At 74.8% G+C, this 18,509-nt stretch carries 14 protein-coding genes, 1 tRNA gene and 3 pseudogenes; 11 read left to right on the top strand and 7 right to left on the bottom strand.

Annotated features, from left to right (window positions below; all coding sequences use genetic code 11):
* The first annotated feature begins 4 nt into the window (after positions 1–4).
* From LIX60_RS30405 to LIX60_RS30380, 6 genes and pseudogenes are all read left to right on the top strand, one after another.
* Positions 5–1,915 carry a RiPP maturation radical SAM C-methyltransferase gene (locus LIX60_RS30405; RefSeq protein ID WP_227962523.1) on the top strand — a complete coding sequence of 637 codons (1,911 nt, stop codon included), beginning with the start codon at positions 5–7 and terminating at the stop codon, positions 1,913–1,915.
* A complete protein-coding gene (locus LIX60_RS30400; RefSeq protein ID WP_227962522.1) occupies positions 1,908–2,474 on the top strand; it encodes a DUF5825 family protein in 567 nt (188 codons plus the stop codon). The genes LIX60_RS30405 and LIX60_RS30400 overlap by 8 nt, the downstream gene beginning before the upstream one ends.
* Positions 2,475–2,477: 3 nt before the next feature.
* Positions 2,478–3,779: a pitrilysin family protein gene (locus LIX60_RS30395; RefSeq protein ID WP_227962521.1), complete on the top strand. Its 1,302-nt coding sequence runs from the start codon at positions 2,478–2,480 to the stop codon at positions 3,777–3,779.
* Positions 3,776–5,215: a hypothetical protein gene (locus LIX60_RS30390; protein WP_227962520.1), complete on the top strand. Its 1,440-nt coding sequence runs from the start codon at positions 3,776–3,778 to the stop codon at positions 5,213–5,215. Before LIX60_RS30395 ends, LIX60_RS30390 begins: the two co-directional genes overlap by 4 nt.
* A pseudogene (locus LIX60_RS32010) lies at positions 5,160–5,735 on the top strand (CmcI family methyltransferase); the annotation flags it as partial. The gene LIX60_RS30390 and the pseudogene LIX60_RS32010, both read left to right, overlap by 56 nt.
* A gap of 113 nt (positions 5,736–5,848) precedes the next feature.
* Positions 5,849–6,079, top strand: coding sequence for a hypothetical protein (locus tag LIX60_RS30380; protein WP_227962993.1), 231 nt, complete (start codon positions 5,849–5,851; stop codon positions 6,077–6,079).
* A 191-nt stretch (positions 6,080–6,270) separates the two neighbouring features.
* On the opposite strand, the gene LIX60_RS30375 is transcribed toward LIX60_RS30380, so the two are convergent.
* Positions 6,271–6,447: a hypothetical protein gene (locus LIX60_RS30375; protein WP_185831325.1), complete on the bottom strand. Its 177-nt coding sequence runs from the start codon at positions 6,445–6,447 to the stop codon at positions 6,271–6,273.
* Positions 6,448–6,753: 306 nt separating this feature from the next.
* Here LIX60_RS30375 and LIX60_RS32005 point away from each other — a divergent pair.
* Positions 6,754–7,217, top strand: a pseudogene (locus LIX60_RS32005) (Tn3 family transposase); the annotation flags it as partial.
* Position 7,218: 1 nt separating this feature from the next.
* Here the strand turns inward: LIX60_RS32005 and LIX60_RS30365 are convergent.
* Positions 7,219–7,909: pseudogene (locus LIX60_RS30365) on the bottom strand (response regulator).
* The gene (locus LIX60_RS30360) at positions 7,906–9,099 is read right to left on the bottom strand and encodes a sensor histidine kinase (RefSeq protein ID WP_227962518.1); all 1,194 of its coding nucleotides are present in this window, start codon (positions 9,097–9,099) and stop codon (positions 7,906–7,908) included. Before LIX60_RS30360 ends, LIX60_RS30365 begins: the two are co-directional and overlap by 4 nt.
* Positions 9,100–9,423: 324 nt before the next feature.
* Here LIX60_RS30360 and LIX60_RS30355 point away from each other — a divergent pair, with 324 nt between their 5' ends.
* From LIX60_RS30355 to LIX60_RS30345, 3 genes are all read left to right on the top strand, one after another.
* Positions 9,424–10,965, top strand: coding sequence for an alpha/beta hydrolase (locus LIX60_RS30355; protein WP_227962517.1), 1,542 nt, complete (start codon positions 9,424–9,426; stop codon positions 10,963–10,965).
* Between the two features lie 57 nt (positions 10,966–11,022).
* Positions 11,023–11,295, top strand: a complete 273-nt coding sequence (locus LIX60_RS30350; protein ID WP_227962516.1) for a hypothetical protein — start codon at positions 11,023–11,025, stop codon at positions 11,293–11,295.
* Positions 11,296–11,504: 209 nt separating this feature from the next.
* On the top strand, positions 11,505–12,173 hold the full coding sequence (locus LIX60_RS30345; RefSeq protein ID WP_227962515.1) for a potassium channel family protein: 669 nt from the start codon (positions 11,505–11,507) through the stop codon (positions 12,171–12,173).
* 215 nt (positions 12,174–12,388) lie between these two features.
* Here LIX60_RS30345 and LIX60_RS30340 read toward each other — a convergent pair whose 3' ends face one another.
* On the bottom strand, positions 12,389–12,946 hold the full coding sequence (locus tag LIX60_RS30340; protein ID WP_227962514.1) for a hypothetical protein: 558 nt from the start codon (positions 12,944–12,946) through the stop codon (positions 12,389–12,391).
* Between the two features lie 205 nt (positions 12,947–13,151).
* Between LIX60_RS30340 and LIX60_RS30335 the strand changes: the two genes are divergently transcribed.
* Positions 13,152–14,486: a BTAD domain-containing putative transcriptional regulator gene (locus LIX60_RS30335; protein ID WP_227962979.1), complete on the top strand. Its 1,335-nt coding sequence runs from the start codon at positions 13,152–13,154 to the stop codon at positions 14,484–14,486.
* Between the two features lie 114 nt (positions 14,487–14,600).
* On the opposite strand, the gene LIX60_RS30330 is transcribed toward LIX60_RS30335, so the two are convergent.
* The 3 genes from LIX60_RS30330 to LIX60_RS30320 form a co-directional block, all read right to left on the bottom strand.
* The gene (locus LIX60_RS30330) at positions 14,601–16,901 is read right to left on the bottom strand and encodes a hypothetical protein (protein ID WP_227962513.1); all 2,301 of its coding nucleotides are present in this window, start codon (positions 16,899–16,901) and stop codon (positions 14,601–14,603) included.
* Between the two features lie 3 nt (positions 16,902–16,904).
* Positions 16,905–16,976 (bottom strand) — tRNA-Arg (locus LIX60_RS30325).
* A 193-nt stretch (positions 16,977–17,169) separates the two neighbouring features.
* Complete coding sequence (locus LIX60_RS30320; protein ID WP_227962512.1) at positions 17,170–18,282, bottom strand: CapA family protein; 1,113 nt, start codon at positions 18,280–18,282, stop codon at positions 17,170–17,172.
* Positions 18,283–18,509 lie beyond the last annotated feature (227 nt).

Raw genomic sequence — 18,509 nt, 5'->3', positions numbered from 1 at the left:
GCCCATGCCCACGACGGAGTTCCTCGGCCTCCCCGAAGCCCCGGAGCGGGGGCCCGTCCGCACGCTGCGGGTGGCGCTGGTGTGCATGCCCTGGGCGGCGCTCGACATGCCCTCGATGGCCATCAGCACCCTCGCGCCGGCCGCCCGCGCGCTGGAGGAAGTCGGCGCGGTCGACACCGTCTACGCCAACATCCGCTGGGCCGACCACGTCCACGAGCGCACCGGGGGCGCCATCGGCAGCGCCGACTACGGGCGCATCGTCGACGGCTACTACGTGGCGACCGGTGAGTGGATCTTCTCGCCCGCCCTGTACGGCTTCGAGGAGCCGGTCGGGTCGGCCTTCCACACCGCGGCGACCGGCAGCGGGGCCGATCTGCGGGCAGCGGTGGAGATGTACCGGCTCAGCTCCGGCTTCGTCGACGCGCTCGCCGGCGAACTGGCCGCGGGCGGGTACGACCTGGTCGGGATGACCAGCACCTTCGACCAGAACATGCCGAGTCTGGCCCTGGCCCGCGCCCTCAAGGAACGGGCTCCCGGGGTGGTCACGGTCATGGGCGGCGCCAACTGCGACGACGTGCAGGGCGAGGCGCTGCACCGGAACTTCCCCTTCCTGGACTATGTGGTGCGCGGCGAGGGGGAGTTGGTCTTCCCCGCGCTGCTGCGGCTGCTGGCCCGTACGGAGCCGGGCGCTGCCCCGGCGGCGGCACGGCTCGCCGCGGTCCCCGGGCTGTGCTGGCGGGACGCCGGGGGCCGGGCGCGGGCCAACGAGCAGCCGGCGGCGGGGCTTCCCATCGACGCCGTTCCCGAGGCGGACCTCAGCGGCTACTTCGCCACCTTCCGGGCCGCCCGGGCGGTGGCGGACGTGGAGCCGAAGATCCAGCTCGAGGGCGGACGGGGCTGCTGGTGGGGCGAGAAGCACCACTGCACCTTCTGCGGACTGAACGGCTCCCTGATGGCCTTCCGGGCGAAGTCCTCCGACCGCGTCCTGGCCGAGATCGCCAACGCGGTCCGCGACCACCAGGTCCTCGACGTCGTCTTCGCGGACAACATCATGGACATGGGCTACCTCCGCGACCTGCTGCCCAAGCTCGCCGAACAGCCCTGGGACCTGCGGCTCTTCTTCGAGATCAAGTCGAACCTCGGGATGGGCCAGCTCAAGGTGCTGGCCGACGCCGGGGTCACCCAGGTCCAGCCGGGCATCGAGAGCCTGAGCACCCATGTGCTCCGGCTGATGCGCAAGGGCGTCACCGGCTGGCAGAACGTACGCCTGCTGCGGGACAGCCGCACCGTCGCCGTCTTCCCCGGCTGGAACTTCCTCTACGGCTTCCCGGGGGAGACGGAGGCCGACTACGAGCAGATCATCGAGCAGCTGCCGGGGCTCTGGCACCTCACCCCGCCCGAGGGTGTCTACCGGGCCGTCCTCACCCGCTTCAGCCCTTTCTACAACGACCCCGGGCTGGGCCTGGAGAACCTCGGCCCCTCCGGGCTGCTGCAGAAGGTCTACCGGCTGCCCGCCGAGGAGGTGGCCGACATCGGCTACGTGTTCGAGAGCAGACCCGCCGGCATCTCCGAGGAGGTCGCGGACCGCCTGCGGACCGCCGTGGACACCTGGCGCGCCCACCACCGGGGCCGCCGGCTGGTGGCGCTCCCCGAGGGGGACACACTGCGGATCGTCGACGAGCGCAACCCCACCCCGGTCCAGGAGGTGCTCCGCACCCCGCTCGCCGTCGCGGCCTTCCGCGCCACCTTGAAGGGCCGCTCCGCCGCGGGCGTCACCCGCGAGGTGACCGCACAGGGCATCCCGGGGACCGAGGACCGGGTGACCGGGCTGCTGGAGGAGTGGCGGGAACGGCGCTGGCTCTTCCACGAGGACGGCCGGTACGTGGCCCTGCCCACCGGACTCGGCCATGAGTGAATCGGCCCGGACCGCCACCCGGTCCTCCCTCCTGGTGCCCTGCTCGCCCGAGGACGCCCCCGGCAGGGAGACGCTGGCGGCCTGGGCGCGCTCGGGCATGCGCGGCCTGGTGATCCACCGTCCCGTCCGCCTCTCCACCGCTGAACCGGCCGCGACCGTGCGTTTCCTGCACCTGCTCACCGAGGCCGCGGGGACCGGCCTGCGGGTCTACTGGGAGGGCGGCACCGGGGACGTACCGGCAGAGCTGCTGCACCATCTGGACCCGCCGCGGGGCGACGCCGGACCGGCCTGGCCCGTCCCGCCCGCGCCCCTGCTGACCTTGCGGCGCGGACCGGGCTTCGTCGTCGTCGACGACCTGCGCGACGCACGGGCACCGCGCCGCCACACCGTCCCGGACCGGCCCTACGGGCACCTGCTGCGCAGATTCGCGGCCCCGGCCACCCCGGACCCCGGCGACCGGCGTGCGCTGGCCCTCCTCGCGAAGGAGCGCCTGGTACTCACGCTGGACCCCGGCCACTGTCTGGCCCTGCCCGTGCGTTTCGCCTACGCCAGGGTCTGAGCGGTGGAACGGTACGACGCCCCGCACGGCCCGCTGTCCACCACGCGCCTGGCGAACGGGCTGACCGTGGTCGCCCAGCGGGACCCGGCCCTGCGCGGGCTCCACGTCCACCTGCGGTACGACGTCGGTTCCCGGCACGAGGCACCCGGCCACCACGGTCTGGCGCACTTCCTGGAGCACCTGATGTTCCTGGGCACCCGCAGACACCCCGACTTCCTGGAGACCCTCCGGCGCTCCGGCGCCCGGGACGTCAACGCGTCCACCAACCAGGACCGTTCGGCCTTCACCATGACCGTCCCGTCCGATCTGCTGCCGCTGGCCCTGGCCATGGAGGCCGACCGGATGACCAACCTCGCGCGGGAGCTCGACGAGCGGGCCCTCGCCGGCCATCTGGCACTGGTCCGGCGGGAGGAACGGGAGCGCTGCCGCGGGCCCTTCGGCAACGCGGCGCGGCTGCTCTTCGAGCACGCGTACCCTCCCGGCCACCCCTACCGCCACCCGTCGATGGGCGACACGGACGCGCTGGGCCGCCTCTCCCCCGAGGAGGTCGCCCGCTTCCACCGCCGGCACTACCGGCCCGAGCGGGCCACCCTGGTCGTGGTCGGCGACCTGGACCCGGACACGGTGGCCGGCACGGCCGCCACCACCCTCGGCGCCGCCCCCGGGGACAGCGACGTCCCGCCACCCCCGGACCGGCCCCCCGGCCCGCTCCGCACCTCACCCGCCGTCGCCCGGACCACCTGCCCCGGAGGCACCCCGCCCCGGGTGTACGCCCTGCTGCACACTCCGCCGTACGGCGCCCGGGAACACCCCGCGTACGCCGTGCTGGCGGCGGTTCTCGGCCTGGGCAGGGGCAGCCGGCTGTTCCGCTCGGCCGTACGCCGCGCCCGCATCGCCCGCCCGGCCGGGGAGCTGCTGGCCTCGTGGGAACTGGAGCGGGGCAGCTCGCTGCTCTACGGCGCGGTGGCCGCCACACCGGGCACCACCGGGGCACGCCTGCTGGACGGCGTGCGGACCGCTCTCACCTCGGTCTCCGGTGGCCTCGCGCCCCGGGAACTCCAGCGGGCCGTCCGGCTCGTCCGGTGGCAGCGGCTCGCCGGGCTGGACGACCCCGCCCGGCGGGCGGAGGCGTTCGCCGTCCACACCCGCGTCACCGGCGGGGCGCATGACGCCTACACCGCGGCCGAGGCGGTCGCCGACGTCACCGAGCAGGCCGTCGTGCACGCCGCCGGGCGCAGCACGGCCGCCGCGACCTTCCTCGTCTGCGACGAGGCGGGCACCGTGGCCGCGGAGACCGCGCGGTGAGGGCCTTCCGTGCACGGACGCCCCGGACCCGGCTGGTCCCCGTCCACCTGCCCGGCAGGCTGACGGCCTCCGCGTCCCTGCTGCTGCGGCACGGTGCGGGAGCGGACCCGCCGGGCCGGGAGGGCACCGGGTCCACCTGGGCGGTGCTCCTGCGCCGCGACGGCGGAGCCGGTGAGCGGGGAGCACGGGAGTGCTTCGAGACCGGGCTGGAGGAGCTGGGCACGACCCTCACTCTCAGCCTGGGGTGGCAGGCGGTCCGGCTCACGCTCGACTCGACTCCGGACTGCCTGGCGGACGCCCTCGCCCTGCTGGCCCGGGCCCTCGGCGCGTTCCGCCCCACGCCTCAGGAGGTGCGGGCGCTCGCGCGGCGCCGCGGCCGGGCCCTCGCCGCGGCCCGCCGGGCACCCGGCGGATCCGCGGGACCGCTGCTCGACGCGGCACTGTTCCCGGGCAGCCGGTACGGACGCGGCATGGCCGGTGACGCCGGCTCCGCCGCGCGCGTCGACGCCGACGCCGTGCACGCCTTTCACCGGGGCGTGCTGAGCGCGCCCCGCGACCTCGTGGTCGCCGCCGACCTCACGCGGGTGGACCTGCGCGCCCTCGTCCGGGCCTGCCCGTCTCCGGCGCCGGAGACGGCGGCGGAGACGCGGCACCGGGGATCTTCGGAGCCCGGGCAGCCGAACCCGGCGGACGACTTCGCTGCCCGGGTGCGGCCCCTGACCCTGCGGCGACGCACCGGGGGCGGGGGGTGCGTGGTGATGCTCGGGGTCCGGGCCACGGCCCGGGACGATGCCCCCTTGATCCTGGAGATCGCCCGCCGCCTCCTCGTGGCGACCGCCTCGTCCCGGCTCTCCCGGGCCCTGCGGGACGCTTCCGCCCTGGCCTACTCCGTGCACGGCGAGCTGTGGCAGGACGGCGGGGTCTGCTCGCTCCGGATCCGCTTCGAGGTGGCCCAGGCCCTGGTGGCCCCGGCCGCAGTGACCGCGCTCGGCGAGCTGTTCGGCCTCGCGGCCGGGGAGGTGGACGCGGACGATCTGCGCAGCACGGTGGAGGCGTACCAGCGGGACAGCGCCGCCACCACCGGCAGCCCCGCGGCCGTGGCAGCAGCCGGCGCCGCGTCGCCGGCCGTACCGGCGGAGCCCCCGCCGGAGGGCCTCACCCCGGCCCGGTTTCGCGCCCGGGCAGCAGAGTTGCTCGCGCCGGAGCGGGTGGCGGTGGTGGTGGACGGCGCGGGCCACGGGCCGGAGGAGATACGGCGAGCCGTCACGGCCGCGGCCCGGCGGGACCCGCCGGGCCTCGCGGACGCGCTCCTCGCCTACGCCCGCCGCGTCGCTGCCTCCGGCACGGAGTCCTCGGGCGACGGCATCGGTGACGACAGGAATGTCGGACAGGAAGAGGAAATCGATGCAGGACGCACCACAAGCAGCCGGAGCTGACGGGGAGTTCCCCCCGGACGCCGATGTGGCGTCGGCCATCGCGCGGTCCCGCAGGGTGGTACGGAGGAAGGTGGCGGCGCAGAACGGCGTTCCCACGTTCTTCGACAACAGGATGCTGCTGCTCGCCGAGATCGCGCACTCCGCCCTCGACGGCGCGCCGGACTCCCGCCGGTCGGGGCAATTCCGTGCCGCGGTGACGGAGTTGACCGACTTTCTCCGCCGGGCGGAGGCGCCCCGGTTCGCCGATCCCACGGAGAGACTCCGCAGATCGCTGCGGGAGGTGCACGCGGCGATGGCCGCCGACCAGCGCACCATCCATCGGAGTCAGGGCGTCGTGTCGACCCTGACCTGGGCGGGTCTGCCGCTCGTCAAGTCCGTCTACGATGCCGCGATCATCCCCATGCTGATCTCCGAGCTGCGGCCGGCGAGCATCATCGAACTCGGCTCCGGCTCGGGGGCGAGCGCCGTCTGGATGGCAGACGTTGCTGCTTCGGCAGGACTGGAGCCGGCCGTCCTCTCCGTCGACCGGAACCCGGTGGCCGTGCGGGACGCGCGCGTCACCTTCCGCCGGGGCGACCTCACCGAGATCGGGACGGTGCTGGGCCGGGCCGAGCTGTCGGCCCTGGAACACCCGTGGCTGGTCGTCGAGGACGCCCACGTCAATGTCCGGGGGTCCTCGCGCACTTCGACACCGTTGCGCGGCCGGGCGACTACCTCGTCATCGAGGACAGCATCGTCAAGCGGGCCGATCTGCTGGCCTTCCTCGAGTCGGCCGAGCGGCGGTACGCCCTGGACACGCGCTACACGGACGCCTTCGGGGAGAATGTCACCAGCGCCGTGGACTCGATCCTCGTACGCCGGTAGGACGCCTCCCGCGGGCGGGGAGGGCCGTCAGGGGTTCCCCGTGAGCCACGTCACCGGCCCGGGGGCCGGAGCGGCCCGGCGCCGGTCCCGGTCTTCCGCCGCGGAGCCGGCTGCGGCCGGACCCCGTGCGCCGGCCCACGGCATGCGAGCGCCCCACCGCGCACCGGGCGTGCGCGGTGGGGCGCCGCGCGTCAGCCCCGGCCGAAGAGCGACTTCCAGCCGGAGCCGCCGGCCTTGGCCTTGCCCGCCGCCGAGTCGCAGTCGCAGCGCTTGGAGGCCGGGACGCCCGCCAGCACCTGGTCGACATGTCCACCGCATCCCGAGTAGGTGAACTTTCCGCAGGTACGGCAGGTAACACGCTGACACATGGCACTTTCCCTTCGTTGGTCTCTTCCCTGCGGTCGACTATACCCCCTGGGGTATCAAGAACAAAACCCCAATGGGGTATCCCGGCCTCGGTGAACATCGTTACGGCGGTGAACGCCAAGGCTGTGATCCTGAGCGTCCGGCACCACGGCCGGGCCCGGTGACGGGGTTCGGCGGAAGATCCCGGGGTGCCGGTGGACGCCCATGGCGTGAGGCCCATGCCAGGGGAGTTCTTGTCCGACGAGCAGGCGGCTTCGTACCGGAAGTTCAATGAGGAGCCGACCCGGCCGGAGCTGGACCGGTTCTTCTCGGTCGAGGAGGCCGCCCCGCGGGCGGTGATGAGTGCGGCGGCGCCGGTGGCTGCGCTGGTGCCCGAGGACGAGGACTCCGCCGATGTCGTGATGCGGGCGGCCCTGACCACTCGCTACAACGCGGTGCGGCCGTTCCTGGCGCTGCCGGGAGAGCCGAAGGCCCCCAGGCGGCGCCTCCCGGCACGCGGGTACTGGCCGGGGTCCGGCGGCTGCCCGCGCCGGCCCGGCGGCGGGTGAAGGACAAGCCGCTGCTGCCGCGCGAGGTCGTCGACAAGCTTGCCGGCCGCGTGGCGCAAGGCGGTGTGCGCGAACGCCGACCTGCCGCAGGGGCCGGTGGACCGGGACGCGTACGTGTGTGCGTGCTGGAGCAGCTGCACCGCGCCCTTCAGCGCCGCGACGTGTTCGCCTCTCCCTCGCACCGCTGGTCCGACCCCCGCGCCCGGCTCCTGGACGGCGCGGAGGTCATTCCGCCGCGTCGCGCACCACCAGGGCGATCTGCACCCTGTTCTCGACCGCCAGCTTGGCGAACAGGCTGCTGGTGTGCGCCTTCACGGTGGCGACGCTGATGTGCAGGCGCTCGGCGATCTCCGGGTTGCCGAGACCGTCCGCGATGGCGTGGGCGGTGTCGAGTTCGCGTTCGGTCAGTGCGGCCAGGCGCTTCCGCGCCGCTTCGCGGGTCGCGGTGCGGGTGTCGGATCCGGAGGACTGCGGCCCGGTGGCCGCGGCGATCACGCGCGGTGGCTGCGGGGGAGAGTACGGGGTCGCCGCCGGCGACCGTCCGTACGGCGTCGACGATCCGCGTGGGCGGGGTGTCCTTGAGCACGAAGCCGAGAGCCCCGGAGCGCAGCGCGTCGAGCACCAGGTCGTCGGAGTCGAAGGTGGTGAGCATGAGCACGCGCGGCGGAGCGGGCCGGCCGAGCAGCTCCCGGGTCGCGCTGAGACCGTCGCGGCGGGGCATCCGCACGTCCATCAGGACGACGTCCGGCCGGTGTTCGTCCACGGCGCCGATCGCGGCGTTCCCGTCCGTCGCCTCCGCGACGACCGCCAGATCCGGTTCGCCGTCGATGATCAGGCGCAGCGCCATCCGTACCAGCTGGTCGTCGTCGACGATGACGACCCGCACCGGCTCTCGCTCGCTGTCCACGTCCCTCATCTCTCCTGGGGCTGGTGCGGCCAGGGTAGCCGCGCGATGAGGATGTATCCGCCGTCGGGTGCGGGGCCGTGGTCGAGCGTCCCGTCGGCGAGGGTGACGCGTTCGCCGAGGCCGGACAGGCCGAAACCGGAGGATGGCGGCCGCTCCGTACGGGCGTTGGCACGGGCGTTGGCACGGGAGTTGCGGACGGTGACACGCAGTTCGCCGCCGGCCGCTCCCTCCAGGGTGACGCTCACGCACGCGCCCGGGGCGTGCTTGGCCGCGTTGGTCAGGCCCTCCTGGACGACTCGGTAGCAGGTCCGCCCAAGGGTGTCGGACGGCGTTCCCGACACCGTGCCGGCGAGCGTCGCGTCCAGCCCCGACGTACGGGCGTCGTCCACCAGTTCGGGGACGCGGTCGAGGGAGGGCTGCGGCGGTTCCGGGCGGTCCGGGCCGGCCCGGAGCACCCCGAGGACGTCGCGCAGTTCTTCCAGTGCCTGCTGGGAGCCGTCGGCGATGCCGCGCAGCAGCGTGCTGCTCTCCTCGGGCCCGAGGTCGGAGCGGTGGCCGAGGACGCCGGCCTGCATGGCGACCAGGGAGATACGGTGCGCCAGCACGTCGTGCATCTCCCGCGCGATCCGGTTCCGTTCCAGGGCACGCGCCTGCGCCGCCCGCGCCGCCTGTTCCCGCTCTGCGCTCTCCGCGCGCTCGCGCAGCGACCGTATCTCCACGCGCCGCGCCCCGACCGCCGTACCGAGGGCGACCGCGATGCCCGCGGTCAGCGCGGGGATCACCGCCCGCTCCAGCCAGGTCGCACCGTCACCGTCCTCGACGGGATAGAGCCCGACGGCGAGCGAGGACGCGACCACGTACGCCAGGACGACCGCCCCGGCCTCTACCGGGCGGCGGCGCGTGGAGATCGAGGTCAGCGCCAGGAGCGCCGCGCCGGTGGCCAGCATCGACGCGGTCGAGGCGATCGCGACCGTCATGGCGACGGCGAGCGGGAACCGGCGCCGCCACAGCAGCAGCGTCAGGCAGCCGAGCGCCACCAACGGATCACCGGTGGCGAACCAGGAGCCCGTCTCCGCCGCCTGCCCGTCCGCCAGCAGCACACCGGCGGAGAGCCACACCGGGACGCCCGCCGCCGCGGCCGCCCCCAGCCGCCAGGCCTGCTGCCACCCGCCGGGCCGGGGCATCTCGTCCGTGTCCATGGCCGTCATTGTCGCGAGGCGCATGGGCACGCGCAGCGGACCGGGGTCCATCTCACCCCCGACCTCGGTCGTACCACCCCCTGGACCCCGGTCGAGGACGGTTCGAGACGCCGGTCCGATGTGTCCGCGAAGCCCGCTGAACAGACTCGTTCACGTACCGAGTCGACCGGACGCGGAACTCCGGCTCCCGCCCGGCACCGGGCGGGGCGCACCGAGCGCCTGATCCCGTGGCCGCACCACGCGCCTGGCGCGTGGCATCCGACAGCCGGCTGGCATCCGGCAGACATCTGACAACTGACAACTGACAACTGAGGAGATCATCACATGCGCCGGACGAAGGCCCTGCCCCTCGGCATCGCCACCTCTTCTGTGGTGGCGACCGCCCTCGCGGGGGTGTCGTTGGCGACGGTCTCGGACACCGCCGAGGCGACGGCCGAGACCCTGCGGTGGGGCTCGTGCAGGGACACGGAGCAGAAGTCCGGGGACAGCGGGGAGCCGAGGACGCCGAAGAACTCCGGCAAGAACCCCATGACCCGGCTGGAGTGCGCGACGCTCGAAGTCCCCCTGGACTACCGGGACCCGGACGGCCGCAAGATCGACATCGCCGTCTCCCGGCTGACGAGCGAGAACCCCTCGAAGCGCCGCGGCGCGCTGCTGGTGAACCCGGGCGGCCCGGGACTGGCGGGCCTCGGCTACCCGGCCGCGCTCGCCGTCTCGGGGCTGCCGCAGGAGGTGCAGGACTCGTACGACCTGATCGGTTTTGACCCGCGCGGTGTCGGCCGCAGTACGCCGGTGACCTGCGACCTCACGCCCGAGCAGCTGGAGCACCGGCCGGTGTACGCGCGGACCGCGGCCGATGTCACGCAGGAGGCGGACCACGCGAGGGACATCGCCCGGCAGTGCGCCGACTCGAAGACCTCGTGGATGCTGCCGCACGTCAGCACAGCGAACACCGCCCGCGACATGGAACGGATCAGGGCCGCCCTCGGCGAATCGAAGATCTCGTACTTCGGCGGCTCCTACGGCACCTTCCTCGGTGCGGTCTTCACGACGCTCTTCCCCGGGAAGAGCGACCGGATCGTGCTGGACAGCAACCTCGGCCCGAAGGGGTACGACATCAGCGCCGCGCGGCTGTTCGGCCGAGGCATGGAGGACCGGTTCCCGGACTTCGCGAAGTACGCCGCCGCGCACCCGGAGTACGGCCTGGGCGGCACGCAGCAGCAAGTGAAGCGCACGTTCTTCGCGTTGGCGGAGCGGCTGGAGAAGAAGCCGGCTCAGGGATACGACGGGGCGCGCTTCCGCACGGACACGTTCAGCAAGCTGTACCTCGACTCCAACATGCCCCTGGTGGCGAAGACCTGGCAGGCCCTCGACACGGGCCGGCCGCTGCCGCCGAGCCCGCCGGCGCCGGACACGGAGAACGCCACGTCCTCCCGTTATTACGTGATCTGCAACGACAGCCGCTGGCCGAGCGCGATCGGGGTCTACCAGCGCAACACCGCGGTGGACCGCGAGAAGTACCCGATGATGGGCGGGTCCACCGCCAACATCGGACCGTGCGCCTTCTGGCCGGACGAGCGCACCGAGCCGCAGGTGCGGATCGGTGACCGCGGTCCGTCGAACGTCCTCATGGTGCAGAACGAGCGCGACCCGGGCACGCCACTGGCCGGCGCGAAGAAGCTGCGGGAGGCGTTCGGCAAGCGGGCCACGATGGTCACCGCCGACCAGGGCGGCCACGGCCTCTACCCGAACGCCGCCAACACCTGCGCGAACGACGCGGTGACCACGTACCTGACCACCGGGAAGCGCCCGGCCCACGACGTGGCCTGCTCCGCGGAGCAGCCGAGCGGACAGCCGGGCGCGTAGCCGGGGGGGACCGCAGTGGAAGCGGCAGGAGCCGGGAACGGAAGCGGGAGCACGGACATGAGCCTCGCGCGGCGGCACCCGACGCTGAGCCGCGTCATCGGGTGCTTCTCGGCGGTGGCACTCGCCACCGCGCTGGTGCTGCTCGTCTCGCAGCTCGCAGAGAAGCTGACCGAGCCCCCCGGGATCGCCCAGCACGTCGGGGCGTTCACCGCACCCGTGCACCTGTCGGTGCGGATGAACATCGCCGTCCTGCTCGTCACCCTGGCGGCCGGCACCGAACGCGCCCTGCGCCTCCGCAACAGCCGCCTCCTCGACGGCGGCGCGGGCTGACCCGCCACCATCGCCACCACCGGCACGAAGAAGGGCCGGCACGCCTCGCCCGCCACCGTCACGCGGATGCTCCGCGACCACGACAATCAGCGGGGCCCGCGGGTGCGTCCGCCCGCCGGTCCGGGCCGTCCCGTCCCTCCGGCGTCGCTTCGCCCGTTCGCCCCGTGTCACCCTCCGGGCCTTCCGGCCGGCCCCGTGATGCTGGGACGGTGGACGACGACGATGCGGTACGGCGGTGGGAACACCGGGGTCAGCTGCCGCTGATCACGGCCTCCCTGCTCTACCTGGCGGCCTACACCCTCACGGTGCTGGACCAGGACGCCTCACCGGCCTGGCGGCTCGCCTGGTCCTGGACCATGTTCGTCACCTGGGCCCTGTTCGCCGCCGACTACCTGGTGCGGCTGGCGCTCAGCCGGCGCCGCTGGACGTTCGTACGGGGGCACTGGCTGGATGTGATCGTCCTGGTTCTGCCCGCGCTCCGGCCGCTGGCCCTGGTCCGGTATCTGTACCGGCGCCGACGCCGGCGCCGGAGCCCGCTGCTGTCCCTGGAGGGACAGGTCATGGCGTACAGCGGCCTGACCGCGCTGCTCCTGGGCTTCGTCGGCGCCCTGTCCGTCTACCGCGCCGAGCGCGGTGCGCGGGAGGCGACCATCGAGAACTTCGGTGACGCCCTGTGGTGGGTGTGCGTCACGCTGTCCACCACCGGTTACGGGGACGTGGCGCCGGTGACCTTTCACGGCCGGCTCGTCGGCGTGCTCCTGATGAGCGTGGGCGTCGGGCTGATCGGCGCGGTGGTCGGCGTGTTCTCGTCCTGGCTGGTGCAGAGCTTCCGGCGGCGCGAGGAGGAGGACGCGGGCAGGGGTGCCGGCGGTCCGTGAGCCTTCTTCCGGGACGGGAGGCGGGGCGGGCGCCGCGGCGGAGCTCCCCGCGCCCGGCGGTGCGCCGGCGGCGGAGGGCCGGCCGGGGCGGACGGCCTCGGCGGCCGCCGGAACCCCCGTTCCCGGCGGCCGCCGATGGGCGGGTCCGGCCCGGCGCTCCGGCACCCGGGCGTTCCGGGGTACCGGGGCGCCGGACTACGGCGGTGTCCTGCGCCTCAGCCGATGCGCGCGCAGAGGTCGTCCGTCGTACCGGCCGCCATGGTGACGGTCTTGTAGCCGGTCGGGCCGATCTCCAGGGTGTAGGCGCCGTCGACGATGTAGAGGCCGCGCGCCAGATTGCCGCCGTTCTCGCCGACGCCCACCAGCACCGGGCCGAGCACCGTCCAGAACTGCGAGCCGTCGGTGCGGTACTCGACGACGGCCGTGCCGCTCGCGTCGGCGTCGTACGAGGCGCCGGTCTCCTGGTTGGTGACCCGGATGACCAGGTCTCCCTTGTACGCCACCCGCTTCGCGGAGCCGTCGGGCCGCGTCTCCAGGACCCGCCGCACCACCTCGTCCACCACCGGCTCCCCGTGGACGGGGAAGTCGCAGCGGGCCCCGGCGGGAACGTCCCACGGCGCGGACGGCGCCGGCTCCCAGCGCGTGCCCTGCCCCGCGGACGCCGCCGCGGACGCGCCCGCGGCGGGCCCCGGACCGGACGCGGCCGTGGCGGGCGGTGCGGTGCCGAGCAGTGCCGTGACGAGGACGGGCAGGACGAGAGTGGTGCGTCGCATGGCCGCTTCTCCTGGGGAAGGGGACGGGTCGGAAGGTCTCGGCCGTCAGCCTCTCCCCGGCCGCTCACCACACTCTCACCACCGAATGCCGGCGGTCCGGCGCAGGCACCGCACCACCTCTCCCCCGGACCGCGCCGGGCTCCCCGCACCCCGTGACGCGAGGCCCCGCCTCCCGGCTAGGGTCGGCCGCGTCATGAAGTTCGTCATGGAGTTCCAACTGCTCGGCGCCTTCGAAGCCCGCCATCAGGGGCGGCCGGTCCTCGGGAGCGTCCGCCGCCAGGAGCGCTGCCTGCTGGCGGTCCTGCTGCTCTGCCCGGGGCGTGCCGTCACCACCGAGCGCCTCATCGACCTCCTCTGGGACGGCGCCGCCCCGGCCTCGGCGCGCGGCACCGTCCACACCTACGTCGGCCGGCTGCGGGCCGCCCTCCGGCCGTACGGGCCGCGGATCGGCACCCGGCACGACGGCTACGCCCTCGACCCCGCCGGGGCGGTGACCGACGCCGGGGAGTTCATCCGCCTCGTGCGGGAGGCGGCCGCCGCGACGGACCCCGCCGAACGCGTCCGGCTCCAGGACCGGGCCCTCGCGCTGTGGCGGGGGCCGCTGCTCGCGGGCACCGCCGGCGACCGGCTGCGCGACCGGCTCGGCGGCGAACTGGAGGAGCTGCGGCTCTCCACGCTGGAGCAGCGGGCCGGGACGCAGCTCGACATGGGTCTCCACGACCGCGTGGCGGCCGGTCTGGCCGCCCCGGCCCGGGAGCATCCGGAGCGCGAGGGGCTGGTCGCGCGGCGGATGACGGCGCTGTACCGGAGCGGCCGGCAGTCCGAGGCGCTGGAGCTGTACCGGGAGACCCGCGGCGCCCTGGCGGAGAGGTTCGGCGTCGAGCCGGGTGAAGGGCTGCGCGGCCTGCACGAACGCGTCCTGCGCGGTGACCCCGGACTGGACCGGCCGCCCGCGCCCGTCCACGCCGTACGGGTCCGCGGGGAGTGGCTGCCGTGGAGCACCGGCGGCCATCCGGCCCTGGAGTTCTGCAACACCTACGCCGGCTGGGGCGGTCCGCGGCGGCCCGGCTCGGAGTGGCTGCGCGGCTACCGCACGCTCGCCGTCTGGGCCGGCCATCTGGACCTGACGGAGGATCACCTCGTCAGCCGGCTGACCGGACGGGCCCGGCAGCGGCCGGACGAGGCGGCGGCCGCGCTGGCGGAGGCCCGGGAGTTCCGTGCGGACCTCTACGCCTGTCTGACGGACCCGGGCGATGCGCGGGCCTTCAAGGCGGTGGCGGCCGTGGCCGAGGAGGCCGCCGGGCTCGCGGAGTTCGTGCGCGGCGAGGACGGGCTCGGACTCTGGCGTCTCTCCCCCGCCGCGGGGCTGCGGCTGCCCCTCCTCGCGGTCGCCCGGAGCGCGGCCGAACTCCTGTCCGACGCACGGCGGTTCACCGTACGCGCCTGCCCCGGCCCGGACTGCGGCTGGCTGTTCCCCGACCGGAGCGGACAGCGCCGCTGGTGCAGCCTCGGCACCTGCGGCAGCCACCGGCCGCAGTGACACGGCGCGGTCGTCCTTCCGCGTCCCCTCGCGCGGACGCGTTCGGGGCGCCCCGCCGCGCACGCCGAGCCGGTGGCTGCGCGCGGGCGCGCGCTCGTACCCGCGCCTCCGCCGTCACCGCATCCAGTGACCGTCCGTGCTCCAGCCCAGGAAGCGCCGGGCGCGCCCGCCGTCCGCCGTACCGTCACCGCCGAAGGTGCCGCCCTCGGCGACCAGGGCCAGGCCTGCCAGGGCCGGGGCCAGCCGGGGCGCGACATGGGCGGGGTGGCGGGCGGTCTCCTCGCCCAGGGCCGCGATGACCCGGCTCCGCTCCTCCGGCGGGCACAGGGACAGGTGGAACACCATCTGGCGCCACGCGTACGCGGCGTCCTTGATGGTGGCCAGGGGCCGCGGGTTGCGGTGCACGCGGGCGGTCAGCCGGCACACGGTCACGAAGCAGCGGTGCGCCAGGCCGGCCCATCCGGGCCGCGGGGCGATGCCCACGCGGTGGACCAGCGTGGCCAGATTGTGCGTGGTGAGGATCTGCGCCTGCTCGATCACCATGCCGTTCGCCGCGACCGACCGGGGCCGCGACGCCGTCCCGGCCCGCTCGGCGCACAGCCGCGCGAAACCGGGAGACGTGCGGGCACCGTGGGAACGGGCCGGGGCCGTGCCGGTCCCGGCGGTCGCGAGGTCGCGGATCGCCGCGTAGTCGATGCCGTAGTACCGCTCGTACAGTGTGCCGCCGAGCAGGTCGCCCGCGATCCGCGCCGCCGTGAGGAACTTCGGGCTGAACGTGCCCGTGAAGATGTCGGCGGCCAGCTCCTCCACGAAGGGGACGCCCAGGCCGCACTCGCGTTCCAGGACGGCGGCCTCGCGGACGAGCGGGTTGGGCAGGATCGTGCCCGGGAAGGCCTGCACGGCCAGCTCGCCCAGCTGCCGCAGTACGGCGAGCACGCCGCCGGCGTCCGGCTTGCCCAGCACCGCGGACCGCTGCCCCGAGACCGCCCGCACCCAGGGCAGTTCCTCGACGCGCACCTGCCGTTCCAGGTTGAGCAGGAGCAGGGAACGGCGGCTGCGGAACGCCCGGTAGTTCGCGGCCATCAGCGCTCGCAGGGTCTCGTCGCGGTACGCCTGCGTGGTGGCGGCGGCGACCAGCTGCGGCACCAGCCCGGCCAGGACCTCGGCGGACGGGACGACCCCCCGCTCCACGAGCGTGCCGAGCGGTGCGCTCAGCGCGGACTCGACCACCCGGCGGATCACGGGCGGCACGGCGGCTCCGGCGGGCAGGCCGGTCTCCCGGCTCTCCTCCTCGGTCACCGCGCCCAGGAGCGGGGCGGCATCGGCGATGCCCGTCTCCTGCGGGAGTACGGCGAGCCGGCGCAGCATCAGCTGGGCCAGGGCGTGGTGGGAGGGGAGCGCCGCCTGCTCGGCCTGGCGCCGGCGCAGGGTGGTGTGCGCGGCGGAGCCGGGCAGACCGCGCCGCCGCACCATGGACTCCACCGCGTGCCGCAGCAGACCGAGCCGGCGCGCGTCCAGCGGCCGTCCGGCGACGGTCTCCTCCAGCGCGCCGAGCAGGATGCCCAGGTTCTCCTTGGGGTTGCGGTGCTTGGTGCTGCGGGTGTGTTCCGCGGCGAGCAGCCGGTAGCGGCGGAGCAGGACCTCGCCGTGCGCCGTCCAGCCGGCGTCCGGGACGTGTTCGAGGACCCGTCCGTTCCGCGCCGTCCGCAGCCAGTGGAGGAGCAGTTCGTCGCCGAACGGCTGCCATACGGCGAGCGCCTCGCGCTGGGTTTCGACGGCCGCGTTGGGCCGCCGCCGGATCAGGGTGCCGACGGCGTCGGAGACGGTGTGCCGGTGGACGGCAGTGGCGGCGTCCGGCGCGGGCCCGTCCGCCGGGCGGGGCAGGAACCGCAGCCGGTCGGCGAACGGCTCGAGTTCCGCCACGAGGTCGAGCGCCGCGTCCGTCTCCCCGTGCCGGACGAGCCAGGCCATGGTGAGCAGCGCGGCCTCCTCGGGCACGCCGATCTCGTAGTGGCCGCTGTCCAACAGGCGCCACAGCCGGGCGAGTCCGGGCTCGGTGAGGCAGTGGGCGAAGAGCGCGCGCCGTTCGGCGGGCACCCCGAAACTCCGCGCGGCCGCGGTCTCGTCGTCCCGGAGCGGCCCGCCCGCGCTCGCGGTCCCGGTGGCGAAGCCGCCCCGCACCACCTCGGGAGTCACCCAGGGCGGAAGCCCGTCCACGGGCGTACGCGAACCGATCGTCAGCCGGCCCGCGGCCATTCCCGCGAGGACCTCCCGCCAGCGCTGCCCGCGCACCTCGGCGCGGCGCCGGGTGCCGGGGTCCTCGTGGGTCAGCGCGGTCGTGAAGGCCTTGGCCAGCTGGGCCTCCGGATAGGACGGGGCCGCGGTGAGGGGCTGCTGCTCAGCGTTGTCGTTCATAAGCCGGCGTGGCAGGTTCCGCCCCTGCGCCCTCCGGGTCCGGAGCCCGGTGCTCTGCTGCTGAGCTACACGCCGATGACGGCCGACGTTAGGCGTCGGGACGGTCCCCGGACAACCGGGTTTTCGCCGGTCGAAGCCCTCGATCGAACGGCGGAGCGGCCGGCAGCGGCCGGGGACTCCCGCGGCAGTCCCCGCTCGCTCCCGGCCGGCCGAAACCCGCGCCCGGAGTTCGCGGGGGCCGATGTGAGACGGTCCCTCAGGTGGGACGTCAGGCGCTCCGCAGCGTGAGTGCCCCGTGCGGATCCAGGTCCAGTCGGGTGCCGAGGCCGCGGCTCGCCCGGTCCAGGACGGTCCGCAGCCAGGCGGCGTCCTCCCGGGAGGCGTGCCGCAGCGTCATGCGCCGGGCCTGCAGGGGCACCATGCGCAGTCCGGTCAGCCGGCCGGTGTCCGGGTCCAGGCGGGCGAGGTGGAGCAGCCGCAGATCGTCGCGGTAGCGCTCGTAGCCGGTGATGCCCTCGTAGTCGTCGACGAGGTCTCCGCAGCCGTACAGGACGAGCTTGCCCCGGTACGTCTCCAGGGGGCGGGGGTGGTGCGAGGAGTGGCCGTGGACGACGTCCGCCCCGCCGTCGACGAGCGCGTGCGCGAAGCGGATCTGCTGCCGGGCGATGCCGTATCCCCAGTTGGAGCCCCAGTGGACGGAGACGACGACGAGGTCGCCCGGGCGCCGCGCCCGCCGGATCCGGCCGGTGATCGCGTGCGCGGCGGCCTCAGAGGGTTCGCTCACCACGGCGACTCCAGCCCGGTCCTCTGTCGCGGCCCAGTCGGTCGGCACTCCGCTGGACGGCATGGCGAGGGCGAGCACCAGGAGGCGGCCGCCTCCCCCGAGCGGCACCGCGGCGGGACGCCAGGCGGACCCGGCCTCCTGTCCGGCCCCGGCCGTGCGGAGCCCGGCGGCGGACAGGGTGCCGAGGGTCTCCTCCAGGCCGAGGCGGCCGAAGTCCAGGACGTGGTTGTTGGCGAGGACGCAGACGTCCGGGCGGGCCACCGCCAGCGCGGGGAGGTTCTCCGGGCTCATCCGGTAGTGGACCTCCTTGCCGGGGGCGAACTCACCGCTCCGGGTGACGCTCGTCTCCAGGTTGATCACGCGGGCGTCGGGGGCGGCCTCCTCGGCCACCCGGAGCGCATCGCCCCAGGGCCAGGAGAACGGGGCGGGGCGCGGGACGGGCCCGTTCGCGGCCTCCGCCAGTCCGACATAGGCGCGGGCGTCCGGGGTGTACGTCTCCCGGAGCGCGGGGTCTCCGGCGCCGGGGAGGATCTGGTCGACTCCGCGGCCGAGCATCACGTCGCCGGTGAGGAGGAGGGTGACCGGTGCCCTGGTCATGCCTCCAGGCTAGCCCCGCGCCGCCGGGCCGGCCTGTCCGGAGAACGCGTCGGGGGAACGCGCGTGCGGGAGCGCGGGGAAGCGGGAAGGCGGCGGGGGAACCGGCGCCGGCCGGGGTGGCCGCGCCCGTCAGCTCTTGGGCACCGGCTTCCTCCCGCCGGGTGGCCGGGCACCCGGCCGGCCGTGTCACCGGGGAACGGCGCCGTGTCACCCGGACCGCGCCTTCC

Source organism: Streptomyces sp. S07_1.15 (genome assembly GCF_020739505.1).
GTDB lineage: Bacteria > Actinomycetota > Actinomycetes > Streptomycetales > Streptomycetaceae > Streptomyces > Streptomyces xinghaiensis.
The sequence above is the reverse complement of the archived record's forward strand: the minus strand, read 5'-3'. Positions and strand labels throughout refer to the sequence as shown.